A 23,725-nucleotide genomic window follows, 5' to 3' on the forward strand; every position below is an offset into this window, starting at 1 on the left:
TGCATGCGCGGCCGGAAAGGGTTCTTTCCGGCCGTTTTTGTTTGGACCGACTCGGCCATGAGGCGCACTCTCCTTCTCAGTAAAGACGAGATGGAGAGGTGACGTATGTCCGATTTTGCCATCCTCGACGACGACGAGCGTGAGTATCACTCGCCGTTCGACCTGGCGCTCAACCCTGCTGCCCTCGAGACCTTCAAATGGCTGGTACTTGGCCACGTCTTGTACGTGGTCGGGCTGGCGGTGGTGCTCTACTTCCACATCGAAGGCGGTGCGGTGTGGATTACGCCGCTGTTCGGCCTGCCATTCGTCTGGCACGAGCGGTATCACCGGGGCGCGGTAAAGGCGCTGGTGTTCTTCGGCGGCTTCACGCTGATGCACTATGTCGCGCTGATGACGGTGAGCGGCATCCCCGGCGACGAGATCGGCTTCCTGCGCGGCTTCGTCGGCGGGGCGATCGGCGGGGGCGGCTGCCTGTTGCTCGCCGCGATCTTCGGGCTACTGCGCAAGGGATCGAGCTTGACCTTCGAGGCATTCGGCACGGTGCTGCTCGGCGCGGTCGGCAGCTTCTGCGTCTATATGTATCTGACGACGGGAGCCGCCGGCGACTCGTTCGCGAGCGACCTCGTCCAGCCGCTCAAGATCTACACGCCGTGGCAGATCGCCTTTGCCTATGTGCTGGCGCGGGTGCTGCGGCCGCTGAGCTGATCGGCCAGATAGGAGCGCCGATACTCTATCTGATCCCCGGCGAAGGCCGGGGCCCAGATTCGATGCGGCCGCGAGTTTGGGACCTCTCGAACTTCTCGCAACTGGCCCCGCCTTCGCCGGGGAACGGCCATCGCGACGAACCTAGCGACTCTGCCTGCTCCGCGCTGCCGGGCCGTTGAGCGCCTTCCACGGGATCACTGCCCAGTCGGGCGCGTCGCAGGCGCGGTTGGCGCGGGGGAAATAGGCGGCGACGAATAGCCCGTCCGCGGTGAGATAGGCCGAGGGGAAGCTCCACACGTCGGTATCGTCATAGCTGCAGCCCTCGGCCTCATCGGCGGCCATTTCGTCGGGGTGATGCCGTTTGAGCAGCGCGACCAGTCCCGGGGCAAAGGCTTCGCCGCGATATTTGTACCAGGCGTCCGAGCGCTCGGCCGGGGGCGGTGCTTTGCCGAAGCGGAGCACGTCGTCGAGCTTGAATTCAGCACCGGTGCGCGCGTCGTAGATCAGGCCTTCCAATCCGAAATCGGGATGCGCCGCGCCGGCGCAGTCCCAACCCGTCTGCCAGGCATAGCTGACATAGAAAGCGTCGAGATAAATCGAGCCCGCCTGGTCCAGATCGATCCCTGCGCCGCCCCCTTGGGCCGGGCAGCCGAACCAGTTGCGGACATGCTCCCACTGCGTGCTGGTCAAGGCGGCATTGATCCTGCCCAGCGCGGCGGGAGCATAGCCGGCTTCGATGCGGAATGAGCGGGTTCCGGTCAGCCGTTCGGTATACCAGCGGATCGTGCGCGATCCGATCCGCTCGGCCGCGCCCGGGTCGAGGCGAAGCCCGGCAAGCTGCATCCGTTCATAACCGCCAAGACCCGCGGGGGCGCCCGCGGGCGCGGCGGGAGGGGCGGCAACCGCAAGTGCGACGGGAAACGTCTTGCCCTTGGCGGTGGTCAGTGTTCCGGCCCAGCCGGTGCCGACGCGCTTCAGCGCCAGATTGTCGTCGGTCGAGCGCGCGTGCAGCGTGATCCCCTCCGCGGCGCGTTCGCCTTCCAAGGCGATATCCAGCCGGGTGCTGCGGTAGAAATAGCGGCCGCTCGGCGCGCCGTCGCCTGGGTCGAGCTCGAAAACGATCGGGGCAGTACCGACCTTACCCTCATAGAGTTGCGCCGAGGCGATGCTCGGGAGCATCGAAAGCGCGAAGGCGGCGGGAATCCAGCACTTCGTCATTGTTCTGCGTGACGCGGGTCGCGCTGCGCCGCTTCGACTGCATCGGAGCGCTTGAGGATGCGCGACGCCGGATCGACGACGACATGCGCGTCGGCCGGCGCGGCGATGCTTCCGGTGCCGCCGGTCATCGCCACCGTCTCGACCTTGCCGTCGACCTGTACCTCGACCGGAAGCGGGAAGGGCTTGTCCTTGGGGGTCTTCCACTTGAGCGTCAGCCGCCCGCCTTCGCGCGTCTGGAGCAATTCGGGGAGCGCCGCCTCGCGCAGATAGACGTCGAAGAACCAGGTCATGTCCTTGCCCGTCACCTGATTGACGATCCCGACATATTCGGGCGTGGTCGCGAAGCGCGGCTGGAAATTGCCCGGCTTGGGGTCCGGACGGCCATAGACCAGCCGGCGGGTGACGTCCCAGAATGCCTTGTCGCCGATCAGGTTCCTGAGGGTGTGGAGCACCCACGCGCCCTTGACGTAGATGTCGCCGCCGGGACCGCCCTTATCCGCCTCATAGACCTCTTCCTCGGTCATGATCCGGCCGGAGACGATCGGTGCCTTGTTGGCGATCTCGTTGCGGAATTTCTCCATCATTACCGCGTAGCGCGCCTCGCCCTCGCGCCAGCGGCCGTAGAGCGGCTGCATATACTGGCCATAGCCCTCATGGAGCCAGTAATCGTCCCAATTGGCCGCCGACATCTGGTTGCCGAACCATTCGTGCGCGAGCTCGTGCTGGAACAGCCAGTCGAACCCGGTGGCATCCTTGGCGTAGTTGTTGCCATAGGCGTTGATCGTCTGGTGCTCCATGCCGAGATGCGGCGTCTCGACTACGCCGAGCTTCTCGTCGGACCAGGGATAGGGACCGACATTGGCTTCGAAGAAATCGAGCGTCGGGGCGAATTCCGCGAACAGGCCCTTCGCGCCCGCCTCGCGGCCGGGCAGATGCCAATAGTGCAGCGGGATCGTCCCGCCGAAGCGGCTGGCATAGCTGCCCTTGATCTCGACATAGGGCGCGATGTTGAGCGCCACCGAATAGGGGTTCGGGCTACGCGCGCGCCAGTTCCAGGTCGTGCGGCCGTCGGGCAGGGTGTCGACCTTTTGCAGCACGCCGTTGGAAGGCGCCGACAGGCCCTTGGGCACGGTGATGTGCAGATCGACCCTGGCCGGCTCGCCCGAGGGGAAATCGAGGCATGGCCAGAACAGGTCGCAGCCATAGCCTTCGGCGGTAGTGGCGATCCACGGCTTCCCCTCGGGAGTCTTGCTCCAGACGATGCCGTCGTCCCACGGCGCGCGCACCGCGACGTGGGGGGTGCCGCCATACGCGATCCGCACTGCCGCATGGCCGCCAGCGGCCAGCGGCGCGGGCAGGGTGATCGCCAGCCGTCCCTCGGGGTTGGACCAGCTGGTACGCGGCAGAGGCGTACCGTCGAGGCTGATCGCGGTGACCGGCAGGTTCTTGTCGAGGTCGATCAGCAGCCGCCGCTGCGGAGCGGAGGTGGCGAGCGTAAGCGTGGCGACCGCGGCGAGCTTCTGCATCTCGGGAAACACTTCGATCGCGAGATCGACATGGTCGAGCCGCAGCGCCGCGCGTTCCGGGTCGATCGGGCCGCCGGATGCCTGGGTGATCGCCGTGATCGGCGGCTCGCCCGGCCTGATCTGGGCGAGGGCAGGGGAAGTCCCCAGCGCAAGAATCGAGGCGGCGAGCAGCAATCGGGCGGTGATAGGAACCTCCATCGGACGGGCGATCCTCAATGGCGCGATCGCGTGGCCGGCGCCAGTCCGCAGCCAATCAATCGGCAGCGATTGATGCGGCTGGCGCGCGCACCATATATAGTGAAAGGTAAGGGCCGCTCGGGCCCAGGAGTATCCATGAAGCAGTCCTATCCCGTCCTGCCGCTTCGCGACATCGTCGTCTTCCCACACATGATCGTGCCGCTGTTCGTCGGCCGCGACAAGTCGGTCGCCGCGCTCGAGGCGGCCATGGCAGACGACAAGGAGATCTTCCTCGTCGCCCAGCTCGATCCTGCCGAGGACGATCCCGGCCGCGAGGATCTGTACGACACCGGCGTCTCGGCCGAAGTGCTCCAATTGCTCAAACTGCCCGACGGTACCGTCCGCGTGCTGGTGGCCGGCAAAGAGCGCGGCGTGCTCGAGGCCGTCGATGAATCGGGCGCGTTCCTCACGGCCACGGTGAGTCCGGTCGACGAAGGCGACGAGCGGCTGGAGAGCGCCAGCGCCGCACTGGGCGAGAAGGTGAGCAAGATCACCCCCGACAGTTTGAGCCCCGAGCTCCAGGCGCTGATGCGCTCGGTGGTTGATCAGTTCGAGAATTACGCCAAGCTCAACCGCAAGCTGCCCGCCGAGACCGCGGTCCAGCTCGCCGAGCTCGACGATCCCTCGCGTCTGGCCGATGCGGTGGCCGCGAACATCGCAGTCAAAGTTTCCGACAAGCAGTCGCTGCTGGTCGAGAAGGACCCGCGCAAGCGGCTCGAGATGGTGTTCGCCTTCATGGAAGGCGAGCTCGGCGTGCTCCAGGTCGAGAAGAAGATCCGTAGCCGCGTCAAGCGCCAGATGGAGAAGACCCAGCGCGAATATTACCTCAACGAGCAGTTGAAGGCGATCCAGCGCGAGCTCGGTAACGAGGGGGACGAGGGTGATGGCGACGAAGTCGCCGAGCTGACCCAGAAGATCGCGACGCTCAAGCTGAGCAAGGAAGCGCGGACCAAGGCGACGTCGGAGCTCAAGAAGCTCAAGACGATGGCGCCGATGTCGGCCGAGGCCACGGTGGTGCGCAACTATCTAGACGTGCTGCTCGGCCTGCCCTGGGGCAAGAAGTCCAAGCTTAAAAAGGATATCGCCGAGGCGCAGGGCGTCCTCGACGAGGACCATTATGCGCTTGAGAAGGTCAAGGACCGGATCGTCGAATATCTCGCGGTCCAGGCGCGTACCAACAAGTTGAAGGGGCCGATCCTCTGCCTCGTCGGCCCGCCCGGCGTCGGCAAGACCAGCCTCGGCAAGAGCATCGCCAAGGCGACGGGGCGCGAATTCATTCGTCAATCGCTTGGCGGCGTGCGCGACGAGGCCGAGATTCGGGGCCACCGGCGTACCTATATCGGCTCGCTGCCCGGCAAGATCGTCACCAATCTGCGCAAGGCGGGGGCGAGCAATCCGCTGTTCCTGCTCGACGAGATCGACAAGCTCGGCCAGGATTTCCGCGGCGACCCGGCATCGGCCTTGCTCGAAGTGCTAGACCCCGAGCAGAACAACAAGTTCAACGATCATTATCTGGAGATCGACATCGATCTCTCGGACGTGATGTTCGTGTGCACGGCGAACTCGCTCAACCTTCCGCAGCCGTTGCTCGACCGCATGGAGATCATCCGGCTCGAAGGCTATACCGAGGACGAGAAGCTCGAGATCGCCCAGCGCCATCTGATCGAGAAGCAGATCGAGGCACACGGCCTCAAGGAAGGCGAGTTCACTCTCACCACCGAGGGCCTGCGCGCGCTGATCCAGAAATATACCCGCGAGGCGGGCGTCCGTACGCTCGAACGCGAAATCGCCAAGCTCGCGCGCAAGGCGCTTCGGAAAATCCTCGAGGGCAAGGAGACCAGCGTCACGATCACGCCGGAGAACCTCCACGAATATGCCGGGGTGCAGAAATATCGCCATGGCCTGGGCGAGGAGGAGAACCAGATCGGTGCGGTCACCGGGCTGGCCTGGACCGAGGTCGGCGGCGAATTGCTGACGATCGAGAGCGTCACCGTGCAGGGCAAGGGCGCGATCAAGACCACCGGCAAGCTCGGCGACGTGATGAAGGAATCGGTCGAGACCGCGTTCAGCTTCGTCAAGGCGCGCGCACCGACCTATGGCATCAAGCCGAGCCTGTTCCAGCGCAAGGACGTGCATGTCCATCTTCCCGAGGGCGCGGTGCCCAAGGACGGACCGTCTGCGGGCGTCGGGCTGGTGACGGCGATCGTCTCGACGATGACCGGGGTTCCCATTCGCCGCGACATCGCAATGACCGGCGAAGTCACGCTGCGGGGCAGGGTGCTGCCGATCGGTGGGCTGAAGGAGAAACTGCTCGCGGCGCTGCGCGGGGGCATCAAGATGGTGCTGATCCCGCAGGAGAATGAGAAGGATCTCGCCGAGATCCCCGCCAACATCCGCGAGGGCCTCGAGATCATTCCCGTCAGCCATGTCGACGAAGTGCTGCAGCTCGCGCTCACCGAGCCGCTCACGTCGATCGACTGGACCGATGCCGACGAGCTTGCGGCGCAGCCGCCGGTGCACGTGCCGGGGATCGGCGACGCCGTTCATCATTGAGGAAGCGTGACTTTTGCGGCTAAATCCGCCGCAGAGGGTTTGACAGCGGAGGCGGTCGCGTGCTGACTGGCACGCTCGGCCTGCCGCCGACTCAATTTTCGACGCACTCACTCAGGGGGAATCCACCAGCATGAACAAGCAAGAGCTGATCGGGACGGTCGCGGATACGTCCGGCCTCGGCAAGGGTGACGCTACCAAGGCAGTCGAAGCTGTGTTCGATGCGATCTCGACCGCGCTCAAAAAGGGCGATGAAGTTCGCCTGGTCGGCTTCGGCACGTTCTCGGTCAGCAAGCGCAAGGCTTCGACCGGCCGCAATCCCCGCACCGGCGAGGAAATGACGATCAAGGCGTCGAACCAGCCCAAGTTCAAGGCGGGCAAGGGCCTGAAGGATTCGGTCAACTGATCGGACCGGAAGCCGGGCCTGGGGGCTGGACAAGCGCACCCCGCACCGCCTAAAGGCCCGCTTCCATTTTGGCCTCCGGGCCGATGGGCGCGTAGCTCAGTGGTAGAGCACTGTGTTCACACCGCAGGGGTCGCTGGTTCAATCCCAGCCGCGCCCACCATGTAGAGAAGCCCGCCGGTCAGCTGATCGGCGGGCTTTTTCATTGCTTCACTTCGCGCCCGCGCCGGTGTCGATCAGTGCTGCTCGGGAAGTTGATGCTGCGGTGCGGCGCACTTAAGGGCGAGCTGCAATATCGGAAGGACGAGCATGCTCTGGGTAGGCGCGACGATCGCGGCGGCGGCTTTTCAGGTCGGCCGCAATGCGCTCCAGCGGGGCATGATGTCGCGCACCGGGCCGTGGGGCGCGACCCTGGTGCGCTTCCTCTTCGGTCTGCCTTTCTCGCTTGTTTTCGTCGGCGTGGCCTGGGCCTTCGCCCCGGATGCGGCGCTGCAGTTCGGATCTGCGTTCTGGTGGCCGGCGCTGACGGGCGCGCTGGCGCAGGTGGTCGCGACCGCAGCGTTGCTTCTCGCGATGCATTATGCCGGCTTCGCGATCGGCACGGCGCTCCAGCAGAGCTCGGTGCCGCTTGCTGCGATCGCGGGGCTGCTGGTGTTCGGCGACAATCTCTCGGCGCTCGGCTGGTCCGGAGTGGCGCTCACCACGCTCGGGCTGGCGATCCTGGTATGGCCGCGCCGCACGGGCGGCGAGGAAAAGCCAGTGCTGGGGGTGGCGCTCGGAATTGCGTCCGGGCTGCTCTTCGGCTTCGCGCTCAATGCGTTCCGCCATGCAGGACTACGGCTCGAGCCGCATCATCCCTTCTTTGCCGCGGTGGCGAGTGTGGCGATCGTTCAGGCGGTCCAGGCCGGCGTGCTGATCCTCTACCTGTCGTGGCGCGATCGGCCCGCATTGATCGCCGTGATCAAGGGCTGGCGGGAGTCGCTCGGCGCAGGATTGTTCGGCGCATTGGCTTCATCGGGCTGGTTCTTCGCGCTGAACCTTGCTCCGGCTGCGGCGGTGCGCGCGCTGGGCGTGATCGAGATGCCGATCGCTGCATTTGCGGGGCACCGGCTGTTCCGCGAGGGACTGAGCGTTCGACAGGTGCTCGGCGTGATCGTCGTAACGATCGGCGTGGCAATGACGGCGGGCCTCTGAGGCAGCCTTCGCTCGTTGCGTGACCGCAACAGCGTAACCAGACTGTAATGTCAGTGTCTTCGATTGGTCCCTGAACTCACGCGGACATGTCACGCGAGCCGCCTAGCGCAACGTTCGTGATCGGCAGGGGGAACCGAGTCGATCCCGTCCATTCGCCCACCCGCGCACACCGGCATTCCGCCCGGAACGGAGATTTTATGGCCAGCTTCCATCGCCTCAGCCTTATCCTTATGACCAGCTGCGCGGGGCTCGCCCTGACGGCCTGCGACGGCGCCAACGACATCGCGTCGCCAGGCACCGGCGGCGACGTCATCATCAACAACCCGGCGCCCACCCCGGTTCCAAGCCCGACCCCGACCCCCGTCGCCACGCTGGTGACGCCGGCTACGGGTTGCCCGACCATTTCGGATCCGCAGGGCCTGACCGATTCGGGCACGATAACCGGCCCGACCGGCACCTGGCGCGTCTGCACGCTGCCGGCGCGGATCAACGCCAGCGTGAACCTGCCCAAGGTCGCCGGCCTGCTCTATCGGCTTGGCGGCCGCGTCGACGTCGGCACCGACCTCGGTGCCGCAGCAGTCGCCGGTGAGCGCAGCGTAACGCTGAGCATCGAGCCGGGCGCGATCGTGTTCGGCGGCACCGGCGTATCGTGGCTCGCAGTCAACCGCGGCAACAAGATCAACGCCGTCGGCACCGCTACCGCGCCGATCATCTTCACCAGCCGCGACAACATCCTCGGCCTCAACACCGACAGCTCGTCGGGCCAGTGGGGCGGCGTGGTTCTGATGGGTCGCGCGCAGATCACCGACTGCGCCGCACCGGGCGCTACTCCGGGCACCATCGGCTGCGAGCGCCAGACCGAAGGCGCTGTCGACCCGGCACTCTATGGCGGCGCGACCAACACCGACAATAGCGGTCGCTTCAGCTATGTGCAGATCCGCTACTCGGGCTACGTCCTGTCGGCCGATGCCGAGCTTCAGTCGCTGACCACCGAGGGCGTCGGCACCGGCACCCAGCTCGACCACATCATGTCGTTCAACAGCTCGGACGATGGCGCGGAGTTCTTCGGCGGCAACGTCAATCTGAAGTACTTCATCTCGGTCGGCGCCGAGGACGACAATCTCGACTCCGACACCGGCGTCAAGCTGAACGCGCAATATGTCATTGCCGCGCAGCGTCCGGGCACCGGCGACGCGATGATCGAAGCCGATACCGACAACGCGTTCGATGCGCAGAACCCGCGCCAGAACACGCGCGTCTCGAACGCCACCTTCATCCAGCGCTCGACCGTCGGCGCCGATCTGGCGGCGATCCTGCTGCGTGGCGGTACCGATTATACGCTGGTCAACGCGGTGGTGGTGAGCCCCGACCTGCCGTGCCTGCGGATCAGCCGCGCCAACACGATCCAGGCGGCTAACCCCGCCGCCGACGAAGCCGGCCCGCCGGTCTTCCGTTCGGTGGTGATGCAGTGCTCGGCAACCAAGTATATCGGCTCGAACACGGTAACCGCCGCCGACGTGCAGGGTGTCTTCGGCAGCGGTGCCAACGGCAACAACGACGCCTTCACGCCGACGCTCACCGGTGGCTTCCTGAACGGCGCCAACGAGACTGCAGTGGCAGCGTTCAACGCGAGCACGCTCAACGCGTTCTTCGACGCGACGACGTTCATCGGTGCGGCGCGGTCGACCGACACGTGGTTCCAGGGCTGGACCTGCAACAGCGTCACGCTGTCGTTCGGCACGGGCAACACCGGCAGCTGCACCTCGATCCCGACCACCTGATGCACGCGTAGCCTGATTGGGCGGGACCTGGCTCCGGCTGGTGTCCCGCCCTTTTCCGATATGAAATGGGGATATTGCAATGATGAAGCCGCTTCGGCTCGCCCGGCTGCTGGTTCTCTCGACGGCGCTTGTCGCGCCGGCTGTCGCACGCGCGCAATCGACACCGGCAGACGCGTCGGGGGGTACCGGTGCCCAGAATGTGGGCGATGCCGGCGTCGCCTCCGATCCTCAATCCGCGACTACGACAGACGAGCCGCAGGTCGAGGAGGCGACCGATATCTCGGTTCCCGGCGATGAAATCGTCGTCACCGGCCGCCACCGTGCCAATATCCAGCAATCGGCTACGCAAGTCGTGTCGGTGCTTTCGACTGCGGATATCGCGCGGACCGGCGAAGGCGACATCGCGGGCGCGCTGAGCCGCGTGACCGGTCTCAGCGTCGTCGGCAACGGTTTCGTCTATGTTCGCGGGCTCGGCGACCGTTACTCGATGGCGCTGCTCAACGGTTCGCCGCTGCCTAGTCCCGAGCCGCTGCGCCGCGTGGTGCCGCTCGACATTTTCCCGACCAACGTGATTGCCTCCGCGCTCGTCCAGAAGAGCTATTCGGCGAACTTCCCCGGCGAGTTCGGCGGCGGCGTCATCAACCTGACGACGCGCGCGGTGCCGACCGAGAGCTTCCTCAACATCAGCGGCGGGGTGGGCGGCGACACGCGCACCACCGGGCAGCTCGGCTATGTCTATTCAGGCGGCGGCCGGGACTGGACCGGCTTTGACGACGGCACGCGGCGGACGCCGCCCGCGCTCGCGTCATTCCTCGCCAGCGGCAGCCGCATCAGCGACCTGACGCTAGCGCAGCGCCAGGACGTTGCGGCGCAGTTGGTCAACGCCAACACCGCATTGCTCCAGAGCAACGACAAGATTCCGGTCAACTGGTCGGCCGGGATCACCGGCGGCACTGCCTTCGATCTCGGCGGTGCGCGGCTGGGCGTGATCGCCACCGGCGCTTATTCAAGCAAGTGGCGCACCCGCGACACGACGCAGCAGGCAACCGATTCGAGCGATCTTTCGACCAAGCGCTTCGACTATGAGCGGGTGATCACCGACAACCGCGTCGTGGTGAACGGGTTGCTCGGCCTCGGTCTCGAATTCGGCGAGCAGACGCTGCGCTGGACCAACCTCTACATCCGCGACACCCTCAAGCAGGCGCGGCTGGCGAACGGCATCGACTTCACTTCGGGTGAGCGCCGGCGCATGATCCAGGACACCGCCTGGTACGAGCGTCAGCTGGTCGACAGCCAATTCGTCGGCGAGTTCAAGGTCGGCGACATGTCGATCGACACGCGGCTCGCTTACGCCAATTCGAAGCGACGCGCGCCGAACGAGACGTCGATCGGCTATGTGCTGCGCGAAACCGGACCCTATGCCGGAAACTACCTCAATCGCCTGAACGCCGGCTTGGGCTCCGCCGACGTCACTTTCTCGCGGCTCAACGAGAATCTCTGGTCGGGTGGAATCGATTTCTCGTACCGCGCTTCGCCCAATCTGACGGTGACCGGCGGCTATGCCTATTCGGACACCGACCGGACTTCATCGCGCCGCGAGTTCCAGTTCCTCGCCCCCAGCACCTTGCCCGAAGGCGTCAGCATGTTGCGGCCGGACAATCTGCTCGGCGGCGCGATCATCCGCAATTTCGGTGTCGATCTGATCGAGACCACCGAAGGGGACCCGGCCTTCAAGGCGAGCCTGACCAGCCACGCTTATTACCTCAAGGGACGGACCCAATTCCTCGACAGCCTCACGCTCGAACTGGGTGCGCGCTTCGAGACTGCCAAGCAGACCGTTGCGCCATTGCAGGTGTTCGACACGCTGAGCAATTCGGGCGCTTCGAACAAGATCGACCGCGATTACTGGCTGCCGGCGGCGACTCTGACCTGGGAAGTCCAGCCGCAGATGCAGGTTCGGCTGAGCGCATCCAAGACGATCGCGCGGCCGCAGTTCCGCGAGCTGCTGTTCCAGCAATATTATGATCCGGAGAGCAACCGCCTGTTCCGCGGCAACCCTTCGCTGCAGGACAGCCAACTCTACAATCTCGAGGCGCGGTACGAATGGTATTTCGCACGGGATCAGCGGATCGCAGTGGCCGGGTTCTTCAAGCGGATCGACAAGCCAATCGAGGCCTATGGCAGCTTCATCGCCGAAGACCCGATCACGAGCTACGCCAATGCGCCGCGCGCCAACTTATACGGCGGCGAAGTGGAGGCTCAGAAATACTTCGACGTCTGGGGTTCGCGCCGCGCCGTCCTGATCGCCAACTATACCTATTCGAAATCTGACGTGCAGGTGAGCCCAGGCGACACGACGACAATCTACACGGGCAATGCTGCGAGCAACGTCCAGCCGGCGTCGAACTACTTCCTCGACGGCCGCCCGCTTACCGGCCAGTCTGACCATATCGCCAATTTCGAGGTCGGGCTGGAGGATCAGGACCGGCTGTCGCAGCAGACCTTCCTGCTCACTTATGCCAGCAAGCGGCTCACCAGCCGCGGCCCGGGTCTGCTGCCGGACATCTACGAGTATCCCGGCCTGCACCTCGACTTCGTCGCACGGCAGGGAATCAAGCTGGCCGGGGTGAACATGGAAGCCAAACTGGAGCTCCGCAACATCACCGGCACCAAGTATCAAGAATATCAGGAGAGCGGCGACAACCGCATCTACTACAACCTGTACGACGTCGGCACGAGCGGCACGCTGGGCCTCAGCGTCAACTTCTGAGGGTTGGAACGAAGAACGGGCTCCGGCCGGGCACCGCCCGCCGGGGCCCTTTCTGCGTCACCAGCCCCAGGGCCGCTCGCGGAACCATTGGGTGATGACGTATTTCGCGCCAGCGCGGACCTTCATCGCGTGGTGGATGGTCGACGGATTGGGCGTGCCATTGGCGCGCAGATTGTTCCAGGCGAGCACCTTGCCCACCTCGGGCTCGACCATCTTTTCGATCGCCTTGAAGCGCGTCACCCCGCCGGCCTCGACCTGGTTGAGGTAGAGCATCACCGTCCAGGTGCGCTGGCCCGAGACGCTGCAATATTTGTCGTAATCGGCACCGGTCGGCTCGAAATAGTCGGTGTGCGCCTTGAACTCCTGGCCGACGTCGTAGCGCTGGCCCTGCATCGGCTCGGCGTGCGCAGGGTCGAGGCCGGTCAATGCGATGATCCGGCGTTTCAATTCGATCGTGATCGCGTCGTCAGAATCGAGGTCGCAGGTCTCGCTGGTGCGGAAGGCATAATCGCCATTGGCGTCGGCGATCGTCGACGGGCGGCGCTTGGAGTCGATCTGGAGCATCAGCAGCTGGCAGAGTTCGGGTTCGAGGAACTTCTTGCCGATGAACATCGCCACTTTGAGGTTGGGCACCCGCTGGATTCCCGGCTGGCGGAGGATGTGCTCGATCACGGGTTCGGAAGGGTGGCCGCCGCCGAGATTCGGCGCCGCGGTCTGTGGGGCGGTGATGGTGTGCATCGTGCCGTTTCTGCCAAATTCCGCAGCTTTTCGCCAGCGCGACGTTTTGAACATGCAGGCGTAACAAAAGCGCAAGCAAGTCGTCACATTGTACGGGCAGTCGAGGCGCATGGCCGTCGACATCCAGCTCGAAGCCGAAGTACCGCTCGACGCGCTCGGCGTGCCCGCGCGGCTGGGGTCGGCGCTCGAGCTGGCGTCTGAAAGGCTGATCGGGCTGATCGCGATCGCCGGGCCGGGCGCGGAGGAGACCGCGGTCGCGCTGCACCGAGCCTATGGCATTGCCCTTGGCGGTGTGATCGCGGACCGGATCACCGCCAACCGGGTGGTCGAGGCGGCCGATCGCGGGCTGGTGCTCGCCTGGTTCGACAGCGGAGACGCCGTCGGCACGATCCTCAATTTGCGGCGGCTGACGAACGACCGGTTCGCGCTGGCTGCCGCGCTGCGGCTGGTGATCGCGCAGCGGGTCGTGTCCGGGCTGTGCCGCGACTGCCGCGAGCCGGTCCAGGCATTCGGATCGCGCGCCGCCCTGCTCGGGCTCGATCCGGGCGCGATCCTGTGGTCGGCGCCGGGCTGCGAGCTCTGCGGCGGGAGCGGCGAGAGCGGACCCGTGCGGATCTTCGAGGGGTTCGAGATCGATCCGGCGATGCGCCGGCTGATCTACGACGGTGCCGACGCGCCTTTGCTCGCGCGGCATGCCTTTCTGTCGGCCGCGAATTTCGCCTCGGCGGCGCGTGCGCTGGCGCGCGAAGGCGTGATCGGGCCCGAGGCGGCGGTCTGCGCATCGCGCAATGATCTTGCGCTTCGCGAAAGCCCCCGCTAAGCGCGCACTCGTTCGTGGCGATCGTAGTTCAATTGGTTAGAGCGTCGGCTTGTGATGCCGGATGTTGCGGGTTCAAGTCCCGTCGGTCGCCCCACCCCCCCGATAGCGGATGTTGCGTGTGACCACCGACTGGGGCTTCCCCGATTTCGACGAGCATGAGGGTCTCCACCTCTTCACCGACCATGCCTCCGGGTTGAGCGCGATCATCGCGATTCACTCGACGGCGCTCGGACCGGCAGCGGGCGGCGTCCGCTTCTGGCATTATGCGGACCACCGCTCCGCGATCACCGATGCGCTGCGGCTGTCGCGCGGGATGAGCTACAAGAACGCGATGGCGAATCTGCCGATGGGCGGAGGCAAGGGAGTGATCCTCGCTGCCGAGCCCGGCGCGACGGTGGCCACGGCGCAGCTCGAGGCATTTGGCCGAGCGGTCGAATCGCTCCAGGGCAAATATGTCACGGCTGAAGATGTCGGCATGTCGGAGGCGCGGATGAAGATCGTCGCGACTCAGACCAAGCATGTCTCCGGCCTGCCAGTCGCGGCGGGCAGCGCCGGCGGCGATCCGGGCCCGGTGACGGCGCGCGGCGTCTATCTGGGGGTCAAGGCGGCGGCGAAGCGTGGGCTTGGTGCCGATTCGGTGGCCGGGGTGCGCGTCGCGATCCAGGGTGTCGGCTCGGTCGGTGGCGGGCTCGCCCGCCTGCTGGCAAAGGACGGCGCCAGGCTGGTGCTCGCCGATGTCGATGCCGAACGCGCCAAGGCGCTCGCGGCGGAGCTCGGCGCCGAGGCAGTCGACGCAGCCGCGATCCTGACGCACGACAGCGATTTGTTCAGCCCCAATGCGCTCGGCGCGATCCTGACCGAGCAGTCGATCCCGCAGATCAAGGCAAAGGTGATCGCCGGCGGTGCGAACAACCAGCTCGCCACCCGCGAAGACGGCCACCGGCTGCACGAGCGCGGGATCCTCTATGCGCCCGATTACGTGATCAATGCGGGCGGGATCATCAATGTCGGGCTCGAATATCTCGGCCAGGGCAACATGGCCGAGGTCCAGTCGCGCGTCGACAAGATCCCCACGCGGCTGATCGAAGTGTGGGACGAGAGCGACCGCACCGGCGATCCCGAGAGCGAAGTCGCCGATCGGATTGCGCAGCGATTGATCCGGCGCGGGTGATGCGGGTGGCCTCGTAACCCTGGCCGATCTTCCCCTGCTCGGGGAAGAAAGTTTCGCCAATCCATGTCACATCGGCGCGCGCTGCCTCGTCATGTCTCCGTAAACCAAGGAGACTGATCATGACCCAACGCCTCGATCCGTTCGCCGCCGCGCCTGTCCAGATGCAGGCCTGGCTCGACATGTCGCTCAAGATCGCGCCCGCGATCGAGCCCGACCTGCTCGAACTGGTCAAGATCCGCGCCTCGCAGATCAACGGCTGCGCCAATTGCCTCAACATGCACACCGCCGACGCGCGCAAGGCCGGCGAGACCGAGCAGCGCATCTATCTGCTGAGCGCTTGGCACGATGCGCCGGTCTATTCGGCGCGCGAGCGCGCGGCGCTGGCATGGACGGACGCAATGACTCTGGTGTCCACCATGCGGGCGCCGCAGGATGTATATGCGGCGCTCGCTGCGGAATTCACCCAGGAGGAGCAGGTGCAGCTGACATTGATGATCAACGTGATCAACGGGTGGAACCGGCTCGCGGTCGGTTGCGGCCTATTCTACGACGGCAAGCCGGCAACGGCGCGGCAGACGGCGTGATCGCGGACGCCGCAGCGGCGTTCGATCCGCTGCGTCCGCGGCTGACTCGCATCGCTTATCGCATGCTGGGTTCGGTCGCGGATGCGGAGGACGTGGTGCAGGACGCCTTCCTGCGCTGGATGGGCGCGGATCGCGATGCGATCCGCGAGCCAGAAGCGTTCCTGCGCCGCGTGGTGACACGGCTTTGCCTGGATCAGCTCAAATCGGCGCGGGCGCGGCGCGAGACCTATGTCGGGCCGTGGCTGCCCGAGCCTGTGGTCGAAGACGAAGAGGCCGACGACGTCACTTTGCCGTTGATGCTGGCGCTCGATCGGCTCAGCCCGCTCGAGCGCGCGGCGTTTCTCCTCCACGACGTGTTCGGAGTGCCGTTCGACGAGATTGCCGAGACGATCGGCCGCGACACCGCAGCAGCGCGCCAACTCGCCAGCCGCGCCCGGACGCACGTGCGCGCGGCGCGGCCGCGGTTCGCAATGCCGAAAGAGCGGGGGCTCGAGATCGCCGAGGCATTCTTCCATGCCTCGCGGAGCGGTGACATGGGCGCACTGCGTGGGCTGCTTGCCGACGATGTATCGGTCTATTCGGACGGCGGCGGCAAGGTCCATGCCGGGCTGCGGCCGATCCTGGGCGTCGAGGACGTAATGAAGCTGCACGGTTCGCTGGCGCGCTTCTTCGCCAAGGAGATGTCGCGGGTGGAGCGCTGGGGAACGATCAACGGGCTTCCTGGGTTCGTGACACGCGAATCCGGCGGCGTGCTGCAGACCACCGCACTCGCGATCGACGACGGCAAGGTGGTCGCGATCTACATCATGCGCAATCCGGACAAGTTACGGCATCTGGCGGCGCACGGATGAGCGCGCGGCCCGCCTGATTTTGCCGGCGGCCTTATTGCGGCGAGCCAGCCCGTGCGGCCTCCGCGGCGTCGAGTTGCGCGCAGATCAGCTCGGCCTGGACCCGCTGAAGCTGGGCGCGCACCTGATCGATCGTGGCGAGCAGCTCGGCAAGGTCGAGCGACATCGCCGTGATCGCCGCCGCGGCGCGCGGGTCCTGGCCCTGGATCATGTCGCGATACTCCTTGCGTGTCGCGGGTACAACGCGCCGGCCGCCACGCTGGATGCATGCAATCGCGCTGTCCAGCCGCGTCTGGCGGTTAACTCTCTTCTCGTGCGCTTGACTCACACATAACTCGCCGGTTATGAGAAAAACATAGCCAGCGAGTTATGTGTGTGACACCACTTGGTCCCGATCTGCTGTTCAAGACGCTTGCCGATCCGACGCGGCGTGCGCTGTTCGAGCGGCTTTGCCGCGAGGGCGAACAGACCGTGGGCGCGCTCACGGCGCGGGCCGGGGTCTCCCAGCCGGCGGTATCCAAGCATCTCGGAGTGCTGCGCGATGCCGGGTTGGTGTCGGACCGGCATGCTGGCCGGCAGACGCATTACCGCGCACTGCCAGGCGCACTGGCGCCGCTGGTCGACTGGACCAGCCAGATGGCCGGGTTCTGGGAGCGGCGGTTCGACGATCTCGAGGATCTGCTCAAGAGGATGGACCAGTGACCGAACCCGATACCGAGAAGCGCACCGTCGTCGTCGAGCGCGAGATCGCGCATCCGCCCGAGCGATTGTGGCGCGCGCTCACCCAGCCGCACCTGATCGAAGAATGGCTGATGAAGAACGACTTCGCGCCGACGGTCGGGCATCGCTTCAAGCTGACCGGCGAATGGGGCGGGGTGCTCGATTGCGAAGTACTCGAAATCGAGCCGCAGCGGACGCTGTCCTACACCTGGGACTTCGCGAGCGACGATCCGGCTTTCGCGCTGGAGAGCGTGGTGACCTTCACGCTGACGCCGACCGCTTCGGGCACGCATCTGCGGATGGAGCAGGCCGGGTTCGGGCCGAGCCAGAAACAGGCTTATGGCGGCGCGCACGCCGGGTGGAAGGCGTTCTTCGACAAGCTGGAGCAAGTGTCGGCGCGGATCGATTGAGCGGCAATGGCGGCATTTTGAGGGGAATGAGATGAGCGGGAATTCGTGGGTGCGACAAGTGCATCGCTGGCTGTCGATCGCGTTTACGCTGGGTGTGGTCACCTACATCGTCGCGATGAGCCGAGGCGGACAGCCGCCGATGTGGCTGGGGCTGCTGGCGCTGGTGCCGCTGATCCTGTTGCTGGGCACCGGGCTGTATCTGTTCGCGCTGCCCTATTTCTGCAAGCGGGCGCGCGCGTGATGGCGGGGCCGGTGCTGCTGGCGGGTGGCAACCCGCAGATCCCCAAGGGCGACGGCGACGCGCCGGTGCAGGCCTATATCGCGGCGATGCCGGGGTGGAAAAGCGCGGTCGGGCGGCAGCTGGACGCGCTGATCGAGCGCTCGCTTCCAGGGGTGCGCAAGGCAGTGAAGTGGAATTCGCCGCTGTACGGAGTGGACGGCACGAGCTGGTTCCTGAGCCTTCGCTGCTTCGATCGCTATATCAAGCTGGCCTTCTTCAACGGCCGAGGGCTGGATCCGGTGCCGCCGGTGGAGTCGAAGGTCCCGAATACCCGCTATCTGCACATCCATGAGGACGAGGCGCTGGACGAGGCGCAGCTTGTCGACTGGGTTCGGCAGGCAGCGGCATTGCCGGGCTGGATACCGTAACGAGGGAGGAGAGGCGCATGCGCGAGAAATCGCCGTCCGAACTGATCGACGCGCGGATCGAGGAATTGGGCGACTGGCGCGGCGAGACGCTCGCCCGCCTCCGCGCGCTGATCAAGGAAGCCGACCCCGAAGTAACCGAGGAATGGAAGTGGCGCGGGGTGCCGACCTGGTATCATGCCGGCATGTTGTTCACGGGTGAGACCTACAAGAAGTCGGTCAAGATGACCTTCGCCAAGGGTGCGGCGCTCGACGATCCGAAGGGACTGTTCACGTCGAGCCTCGACGGCAATGTCCGGCGGGCGATCGATTTTCACGAAGGCGGGGCGATCGACGAGGCGGGGCTGAAGGATTTGATCCGGGCGGCGGTGGCGCTCAATGTGTCGGGTTAGGACCCGTACCCTGTTTCGTCATCCCGGCGAAAGCCGGGACCAGAGCACAATCGACGACCCTGAGTGGGTCCCGGCTTTCGCCGGGATGACGATAAAGTAGAGTGTATCCTCGATTATCCCCCTCCCGGCGAACCGGGAGGGGAAGCGTTGGCTTAGCTCTTGATGAAGGCGAGCAGGTCGGCGTTGATCACGTCGGCATGGGTGGTCGCCATGCCGTGCGGGAAGCCCGGATAGGTCTTGATCGTGCCGTGCTTGAGCAGCTTGATCCCGAGCAGCGCCGAATCGGCGATCGGGACGATCTGGTCGTCCTCGCCGTGGAGGAGCAGCACGGGGACGTCGATCTGCTTGAGATCTTCGGTGAAGTCGGTTTCGGAGAACGCCTTGACGCAATCGTAATGCGCCTTGACGCCGCCGGCCATGCCCTGCCGCCACCAATTGTCGATCACGCCCTGCTTCACTTCGGCGCCTTCGCGATTGAAGCCGTAGAAGGGGCCGCTCGCGACATCGAGGAAGAATTGCGCGCGGTTGGTCGCGGTCTGCGAACGGAAGCTGTCGAACACTTCGAGCGGTAGGCCGCCGGGGTTCGCTTCGGACTTGACCATGATCGGCGGGACCGCGCCGATCAGCACTGCCTTGGCGACGCGGCCGGCTTCGGCGCGCGCGACATAATGCGCGACTTCGCCGCCGCCGGTGGAGTGACCGATATGGACCGCGTCCTTGAGATCGAGCGCCGCGGCGAGTTCGATCACATCGGCGGCATAGGTGTCCATCTCGTTGCCGGTGTCGGTCTGAGTCGAGCGGCCGTGCCCGCGGCGGTCATGCGCAATCACGCGATAGCCTTCGCCGAGGAAGAACATCAGCTGCGCGTCCCAATCGTCCGACGAGAGCGGCCAGCCGTGATGGAAGACGATCGGCTGCGCGGTCTTGGGACCCCAGTCCTTGTAGAAGATCTCGGTGCCGTCTGCGGTGGTGATGAAAGGCATGGCTTAGGTCCTTGATTTTGCTTCTCCGGGCGGAAGGCCGGCGGATCCGCGTGCGCGTCTCTCCCGGATGCGGCCGCGCCATGTCCTTACGATCCCGAGACGAAAGGTTTATGACAGCGGTGACGGGGCGCAAGTGCGAAGATCACAGGCTGGCGCTGCCCGCGAACAACCCGGCGTAGATTCCCTCGGCGAAGGCGGCTATTGGCTGGGAGACATCGTGATCCATGCACTCGCCAACCCGACCCGCTTTCTAAAGCTCGCGCGCCCGCTGACTCCGGTCCTGTTCTGGGCGGGCGTCGCGCTGGCGCTGTTCGGCGCGTGGGGCGGGCTCACCCAGACCCCGGGGGATTATCTCCAGAAGGAGAGCGTGCGGATCCTCTATATCCATGTCCCCGCCGCCTGGCTCGGGATGGGGGGCTGGACCGGCGTTGCGGGGGCAAGCCTCGGCTATCTAATCTGGCGGCATCCGCTCGCGCACATCGCCGCGCGGGCGATCGCCCCGGCGGGCGCGGTGTTTGCCGCGCTGTGCCTGATCACCGGTGCGATCTGGGGGCGGCCGACCTGGGGCACCTGGTGGGAATGGGACGGGCGGCTGACCAGCATGCTGCTGCTGTTCTTCGTCTACATCGCCTATATCGCGCTCGCCCGCGCCGACGCCGATCGCGGCGGCGACGGGCGCGTGCCGGCCCTGTTCGGGGTCGCGGGATCGGTGCTGCTGCCGATCGTGCGCTATTCGGTGGTGTGGTGGAACACGCTGCACCAGGGACAGAGCATCGGGCTGACCAGTTCCTCGATCGATTCCTCGATGCTGTGGCCGTTGTTCTTTACGATCGGCGGCTTCACTTTGCTGTTCGCCGGCGTGGTACTGATGCGGATGCGGGCGATGCTTGCCATCCAGAGGGTCGAAGCGCGGATGCGGCGGATGGCGGCACAATGAATCATTGGGCGTTCGTGACCGCGGCCTATGCCGTGACCTTGCTCGGCACCGGCGGGCTCGCGGCTTGGGCGTGGCTGTCGATGCGGCGTGCCGAGGCAGCGGCGGAATCGCTGAGGCGCGACAAATGAAGCCCAAGCATCAGCGGCTCGTGCTCGGCCTGCTCGCGCTGGGTGCGGTTGCGGGCGCGGCGGGGCTGGCGCTGTCGGCGCTGCAGGACCAGGCGGCATTCTTCTATGCACCGGGCGACGTGGCGGGCAAGCCGCTGCCGCTGGGCAAGGCAGTGCGGCTCGGCGGGATGGTCGAGGCGGGGTCGCTCGTCCACAAGCCCGACGGCATCTCGATGGCCTTCGTGGTGACCGACGGCAAGGCCAAGGTGCCGGTGGCGTTCCGCGGCGTCGCGCCCGATCTGTTCAAGGAAGGTTCGGGCGTGGTCGCCGAAGGCAAGTTCAACCGAGACGGCAGCTTCACCGCGGACAATCTGCTGGCCAAGCACGACGAGCGCTACATGCCGCCGCAAGTCGCCGGCAAGATGCACAAGACCGAGACGCTCGACAAATGATCGCCGAGGCGGGGCTTGCGGCCTTGTGGCTCGCGGCGGCGTTCGCGCTCGTCCAGCTGGTGCTGGCGTGGGGCGCCGCGCGGGCCGGAACCTCCGCTCGCTCTGAGCACGACGAAAGGCAGTCCTTTTCTTCCGAAGAAGAGAAGAACGGTGCTTCGACAAGCTCAGCACGAACGACCAGCGGGGGCGCGGCGCCAATGACGGCGCTGCGCCGGATTGCGCTGGTGCAAGGGCTTCTGGCGCTGCTGTCGTTCGTGCTGTTGATCGCGTTGTTCGTGCGCAGCGACATGTCGGTGGTGCTGGTGGCGGAAAACAGCCATTCGCTGAAGCCGATGATCTACAAGGTAGCGGGCGCGTGGGGCAACCATGAGGGCTCGATGCTGCTCTGGGTGACGGTTCTCGCGGCCGCCGGCGCGGGGGTGGCGATGTTCGAGCGGCGATTGGCGGTGGGAACGCTCGCCGCGACGCTCGGCGCGCAGGCGGCGATCGGGCTGGGTTTCTATGCTTTCCTCGCCTTCGCTTCGAACCCGTTCGTTCGGCTCGACCCCGCCGCACCGGACGGGCGGGGGCTGAATCCTCTGCTCCAGGACCCCGGTTTGGCGTTCCACCCGCCGACCTTGTATCTCGGCTATGTCGGGCTGTCGGTGGCGTTCAGCTTCGCGGTCGGCGCGCTGCTGATGCGCGACGTCGGCCCGGCGTTTGCCAAAGCGATGCGGCCCTGGGTGCTGGCCGCGTGGATCTTCCTGACGATCGGGATCACCGCAGGGTCCTATTGGGCCTATTACGAGCTCGGCTGGGGCGGCTGGTGGTTCTGGGATCCGGTCGAGAACGCCTCGCTGATGCCGTGGCTGGCGGCGACGGCGTTGCTCCATTCGGTGACGGTGCTGGCGACGCGCGACGGGTTGCGCGCCTGGACGCTGATGCTCGCATTGGTGGCGTTTGCGATGTCGATGATCGGGACGTTCCTGGTGCGATCGGGGATCCTGGTCAGCGTCCACGCCTTCGCCGTCGATCCGACTCGCGGGACCTTTATCCTCGCGCTGCTCGGCATCTATATCGGCGGCGCGCTGGCGCTGTTCGGCGCGCGGGTGGGCACGATCACCCAGGGCTCGACTTTCCAGCTGGTGAGCCGCGAAGGCGCGCTGGTGCTCAATAATCTGCTGCTGTCGGTGATCCTCGGCGTGGTGTTCATCGGCACGCTGTATCCGCTTGCGGCCCAGGCGGCGGGGGTGCAGCTGTCGATCGGCGCGCCGTTCTTCAACAAGGCGCTGGTGCCCGTGGCGCTGGCGCTGGCGGTGGCGACCGCGGCGGGGCCGTTGCTGCGCTGGCGGCGTGACAACATGAACGCGCTGGCGAAGCGCGCGCTGGTCCCCGCCGCGGCGGCGGGCGGTGCATTCGCGGTGATTTTCGCGTTGGTCGGCGGAGCGCATTTCGTCTCCGTGCTCGCGATCGCGCTTGCCGTGGGGCTCGGCGTGGCGAGCGTGGTACCGGTGGTGCGCCGCAATCTGCGCCGGACGCCGCTGCATGTCTGGGGAATGGTGATCGCACATCTCGGCGTCGCGGTCAGCATCGCCGGGATGGCAGCGGACAGCGCGTTCAAGACCGAGCGGCTAGCGGCGATTTCGGTCGGGCAGAACGTCACCGTCGGGCCATTCCGGGTAACCCTGGCCGATGTGCATCCGGCGATCGGGCCCAATTGGTCGGCGCTCGAGGCGCGGCTGCAGGTGCGGCGCGGCGACGGCGAGATGTTCGAACTGTTCCCGCAGCAGCGCTTCTTCAGCACCCCGCCGACCAATACCAACGAGGCGGCGATCACCACTTTGCTCGACGGCCAGCTCTACACCGTGCTGGGCCAGGGCGATGCGCAGGGGCGCTGGCAGATCCGCTTGTGGTGGAAGCCGTTCGTGACGTTGATCTGGCTCGGCGGTGGGCTGATCGCGCTGGGAGGACTGCTCGCTTTGATCGGACGCGTGCGGCGCGAGCGGCGCGCCGATGCGGAGGCCGAGGAATGAGGCGGGTGCTGCTCTGGGCGCCATTGGTGCTGTTCGCGCTGGTGTTCGCTCTGGTCGCGAGCGGGCTGCTCAGGCCGGCCGATCGGACGGTGCATTCGGCGATGGTAGGCAAGCCGCTTCCGGCGCTGGCATTGCCGGCGTTGCTGCCGGGCAAGCCGGGGATCGCCTCGGCCGAACTTAAGGGCAAGCCGCGATTGCTCAATGTCTTCGCGAGCTGGTGCATTCCGTGCATCGCCGAGGCGCCGCAGCTGATGAAGCTCAAACAGGCCGGCGTCGAGATCGACGCGATCGCGATCCGCGACACGCCCGAGGCGGTGCAGGCGTTCCTTGCGAGCAACGGCGATCCCTATGCGCGGATCGGCGACGACAAAGCGAGCCGGGCGCAATTGGCGCTCGGGTCTTCGGGCGTGCCCGAGACCTTCGTGATCGATGCCGCGGGGCGGATCGCGTATCAGCATATCGGCGATGTGCGCGCGGACGATGTTCCGATGCTGCTGGCGCAGCTGGAGAAGGCGAAGTGAC

General features: G+C 66.0%; 25 protein-coding genes and 2 tRNA genes. 22 read left to right on the plus strand and 5 right to left on the minus strand.

What is annotated here, in order from left to right:
* Positions 1-105: 105 nt before the first annotated feature.
* A complete protein-coding gene (locus tag E5A73_RS15375; RefSeq protein ID WP_135964729.1) occupies positions 106-705 on the plus strand; it encodes a hypothetical protein in 600 nt (199 codons plus the stop codon).
* A 141-nt stretch (positions 706-846) separates the two neighbouring features.
* Here E5A73_RS15375 and E5A73_RS15380 read toward each other — a convergent pair whose 3' ends face one another.
* The gene (locus E5A73_RS15380) at positions 847-1,923 is read right to left on the minus strand and encodes a hypothetical protein (protein WP_135964730.1); all 1,077 of its coding nucleotides are present in this window, start codon (positions 1,921-1,923) and stop codon (positions 847-849) included.
* A complete protein-coding gene (locus tag E5A73_RS15385) occupies positions 1,920-3,647 on the minus strand; it encodes a M1 family metallopeptidase (protein ID WP_135964731.1) in 1,728 nt (575 codons plus the stop codon). Before E5A73_RS15385 ends, E5A73_RS15380 begins: the two co-directional genes overlap by 4 nt.
* Before the next feature lie 135 nt (positions 3,648-3,782).
* Between E5A73_RS15385 and lon the strand changes: the two genes are divergently transcribed.
* The 6 genes from lon to E5A73_RS15415 all read left to right on the plus strand — a co-directional run bounded on the left by lon (position 3,783) and on the right by E5A73_RS15415 (position 12,384).
* Entirely contained in the window at positions 3,783-6,239 is a 2,457-nt protein-coding gene (gene lon / locus E5A73_RS15390; protein WP_135964732.1) for an endopeptidase La, read from the plus strand.
* A gap of 130 nt (positions 6,240-6,369) precedes the next feature.
* Positions 6,370-6,642, plus strand: a complete 273-nt coding sequence (locus tag E5A73_RS15395) for an HU family DNA-binding protein (RefSeq protein ID WP_077511876.1) — start codon at positions 6,370-6,372, stop codon at positions 6,640-6,642.
* Between the two features lie 85 nt (positions 6,643-6,727).
* Positions 6,728-6,802: transfer RNA gene (locus tag E5A73_RS15400), tRNA-Val, on the plus strand.
* A gap of 146 nt (positions 6,803-6,948) precedes the next feature.
* Positions 6,949-7,833 carry a DMT family transporter gene (locus E5A73_RS15405; RefSeq protein WP_135964733.1) on the plus strand — a complete coding sequence of 295 codons (885 nt, stop codon included), beginning with the start codon at positions 6,949-6,951 and terminating at the stop codon, positions 7,831-7,833.
* A 197-nt stretch (positions 7,834-8,030) separates the two neighbouring features.
* Complete coding sequence (locus E5A73_RS15410) at positions 8,031-9,614, plus strand: hypothetical protein (RefSeq protein WP_135964734.1); 1,584 nt, start codon at positions 8,031-8,033, stop codon at positions 9,612-9,614.
* 79 nt (positions 9,615-9,693) lie between these two features.
* Positions 9,694-12,384, plus strand: coding sequence for a TonB-dependent receptor domain-containing protein (locus tag E5A73_RS15415; protein WP_135964735.1), 2,691 nt, complete (start codon positions 9,694-9,696; stop codon positions 12,382-12,384).
* A 57-nt stretch (positions 12,385-12,441) separates the two neighbouring features.
* Here E5A73_RS15415 and E5A73_RS15420 read toward each other — a convergent pair whose 3' ends face one another.
* Positions 12,442-13,122 (minus strand): prolyl hydroxylase family protein, encoded by a 681-nt coding sequence (locus E5A73_RS15420; protein WP_135964736.1) that lies wholly within the window; start codon positions 13,120-13,122, stop codon positions 12,442-12,444.
* Positions 13,123-13,231: 109 nt separating this feature from the next.
* Here E5A73_RS15420 and E5A73_RS15425 point away from each other — a divergent pair, with 109 nt between their 5' ends.
* The 5 genes from E5A73_RS15425 (at position 13,232) to E5A73_RS15445 (ending at position 16,548) form a co-directional block, all read left to right on the plus strand.
* The gene (locus tag E5A73_RS15425; protein ID WP_135964737.1) at positions 13,232-13,942 is read left to right on the plus strand and encodes an ATPase, T2SS/T4P/T4SS family; all 711 of its coding nucleotides are present in this window, start codon (positions 13,232-13,234) and stop codon (positions 13,940-13,942) included.
* A 17-nt stretch (positions 13,943-13,959) separates the two neighbouring features.
* A tRNA-His gene (locus tag E5A73_RS15430) sits at positions 13,960-14,036 on the plus strand.
* Between the two features lie 24 nt (positions 14,037-14,060).
* Positions 14,061-15,113, plus strand: a complete 1,053-nt coding sequence (locus E5A73_RS15435) for a Glu/Leu/Phe/Val family dehydrogenase (protein ID WP_135964738.1) — start codon at positions 14,061-14,063, stop codon at positions 15,111-15,113.
* Between the two features lie 119 nt (positions 15,114-15,232).
* Positions 15,233-15,697 carry a carboxymuconolactone decarboxylase family protein gene (locus E5A73_RS21800; protein WP_135964739.1) on the plus strand — a complete coding sequence of 155 codons (465 nt, stop codon included), beginning with the start codon at positions 15,233-15,235 and terminating at the stop codon, positions 15,695-15,697.
* On the plus strand, positions 15,694-16,548 hold the full coding sequence (locus tag E5A73_RS15445) for a sigma-70 family RNA polymerase sigma factor (protein WP_240700218.1): 855 nt from the start codon (positions 15,694-15,696) through the stop codon (positions 16,546-16,548). The genes E5A73_RS21800 and E5A73_RS15445 overlap by 4 nt, the downstream gene beginning before the upstream one ends.
* Positions 16,549-16,579: 31 nt before the next feature.
* On the opposite strand, the gene E5A73_RS21440 is transcribed toward E5A73_RS15445, so the two are convergent.
* On the minus strand, positions 16,580-16,756 hold the full coding sequence (locus E5A73_RS21440) for a hypothetical protein (RefSeq protein ID WP_168355949.1): 177 nt from the start codon (positions 16,754-16,756) through the stop codon (positions 16,580-16,582).
* Between the two features lie 164 nt (positions 16,757-16,920).
* Here E5A73_RS21440 and E5A73_RS15450 point away from each other — a divergent pair, with 164 nt between their 5' ends.
* Genes E5A73_RS15450 through E5A73_RS15470 form a run of 5 tightly spaced genes read left to right on the plus strand, consistent with a single transcriptional unit; the run spans position 16,921 to position 18,712 of the window.
* Positions 16,921-17,247: an ArsR/SmtB family transcription factor gene (locus tag E5A73_RS15450; protein ID WP_240700219.1), complete on the plus strand. Its 327-nt coding sequence runs from the start codon at positions 16,921-16,923 to the stop codon at positions 17,245-17,247.
* Positions 17,244-17,675, plus strand: coding sequence for an SRPBCC family protein (locus E5A73_RS15455; RefSeq protein ID WP_135964742.1), 432 nt, complete (start codon positions 17,244-17,246; stop codon positions 17,673-17,675). Before E5A73_RS15450 ends, E5A73_RS15455 begins: the two co-directional genes overlap by 4 nt.
* Positions 17,676-17,706: 31 nt before the next feature.
* A complete protein-coding gene (locus E5A73_RS15460) occupies positions 17,707-17,916 on the plus strand; it encodes a hypothetical protein (RefSeq protein ID WP_135964743.1) in 210 nt (69 codons plus the stop codon).
* Positions 17,916-18,323: a DUF1801 domain-containing protein gene (locus E5A73_RS15465; protein WP_135964744.1), complete on the plus strand. Its 408-nt coding sequence runs from the start codon at positions 17,916-17,918 to the stop codon at positions 18,321-18,323. Before E5A73_RS15460 ends, E5A73_RS15465 begins: the two co-directional genes overlap by 1 nt.
* A 17-nt stretch (positions 18,324-18,340) precedes the next feature.
* Positions 18,341-18,712: a DUF1801 domain-containing protein gene (locus tag E5A73_RS15470; RefSeq protein WP_135964745.1), complete on the plus strand. Its 372-nt coding sequence runs from the start codon at positions 18,341-18,343 to the stop codon at positions 18,710-18,712.
* Between the two features lie 152 nt (positions 18,713-18,864).
* Here the strand turns inward: E5A73_RS15470 and E5A73_RS15475 are convergent, their stop codons facing one another.
* Positions 18,865-19,695 (minus strand): alpha/beta fold hydrolase, encoded by an 831-nt coding sequence (locus E5A73_RS15475; RefSeq protein WP_135964746.1) that lies wholly within the window; start codon positions 19,693-19,695, stop codon positions 18,865-18,867.
* A gap of 217 nt (positions 19,696-19,912) precedes the next feature.
* On the opposite strand from E5A73_RS15475, the gene ccmC reads away from it, so the two are divergent.
* Genes ccmC through E5A73_RS15500 form a run of 5 tightly spaced genes read left to right on the plus strand, consistent with a single transcriptional unit; the run spans position 19,913 to position 23,724 of the window.
* Complete coding sequence (gene ccmC / locus E5A73_RS15480; RefSeq protein WP_240700220.1) at positions 19,913-20,632, plus strand: heme ABC transporter permease CcmC; 720 nt, start codon at positions 19,913-19,915, stop codon at positions 20,630-20,632.
* Positions 20,629-20,760, plus strand: coding sequence for a heme exporter protein CcmD (locus tag E5A73_RS15485; RefSeq protein ID WP_135964748.1), 132 nt, complete (start codon positions 20,629-20,631; stop codon positions 20,758-20,760). Before ccmC ends, E5A73_RS15485 begins: the two co-directional genes overlap by 4 nt.
* Positions 20,757-21,191, plus strand: coding sequence for a cytochrome c maturation protein CcmE (gene ccmE / locus E5A73_RS15490; protein ID WP_135964749.1), 435 nt, complete (start codon positions 20,757-20,759; stop codon positions 21,189-21,191). Before E5A73_RS15485 ends, ccmE begins: the two co-directional genes overlap by 4 nt.
* Entirely contained in the window at positions 21,188-23,203 is a 2,016-nt protein-coding gene (locus E5A73_RS15495) for a heme lyase CcmF/NrfE family subunit (protein WP_135964750.1), read from the plus strand. The genes ccmE and E5A73_RS15495 overlap by 4 nt, the downstream gene beginning before the upstream one ends.
* Positions 23,200-23,724 carry a redoxin family protein gene (locus E5A73_RS15500; RefSeq protein ID WP_135964751.1) on the plus strand — a complete coding sequence of 175 codons (525 nt, stop codon included), beginning with the start codon at positions 23,200-23,202 and terminating at the stop codon, positions 23,722-23,724. Before E5A73_RS15495 ends, E5A73_RS15500 begins: the two co-directional genes overlap by 4 nt.
* The last annotated feature ends 1 nt before the right edge of the window (position 23,725 follow it).

The sequence above is a fragment of the Sphingomonas gei genome (genome assembly GCF_004792685.1).
Taxonomy (GTDB): domain Bacteria; phylum Pseudomonadota; class Alphaproteobacteria; order Sphingomonadales; family Sphingomonadaceae; genus Sphingomonas; species Sphingomonas gei.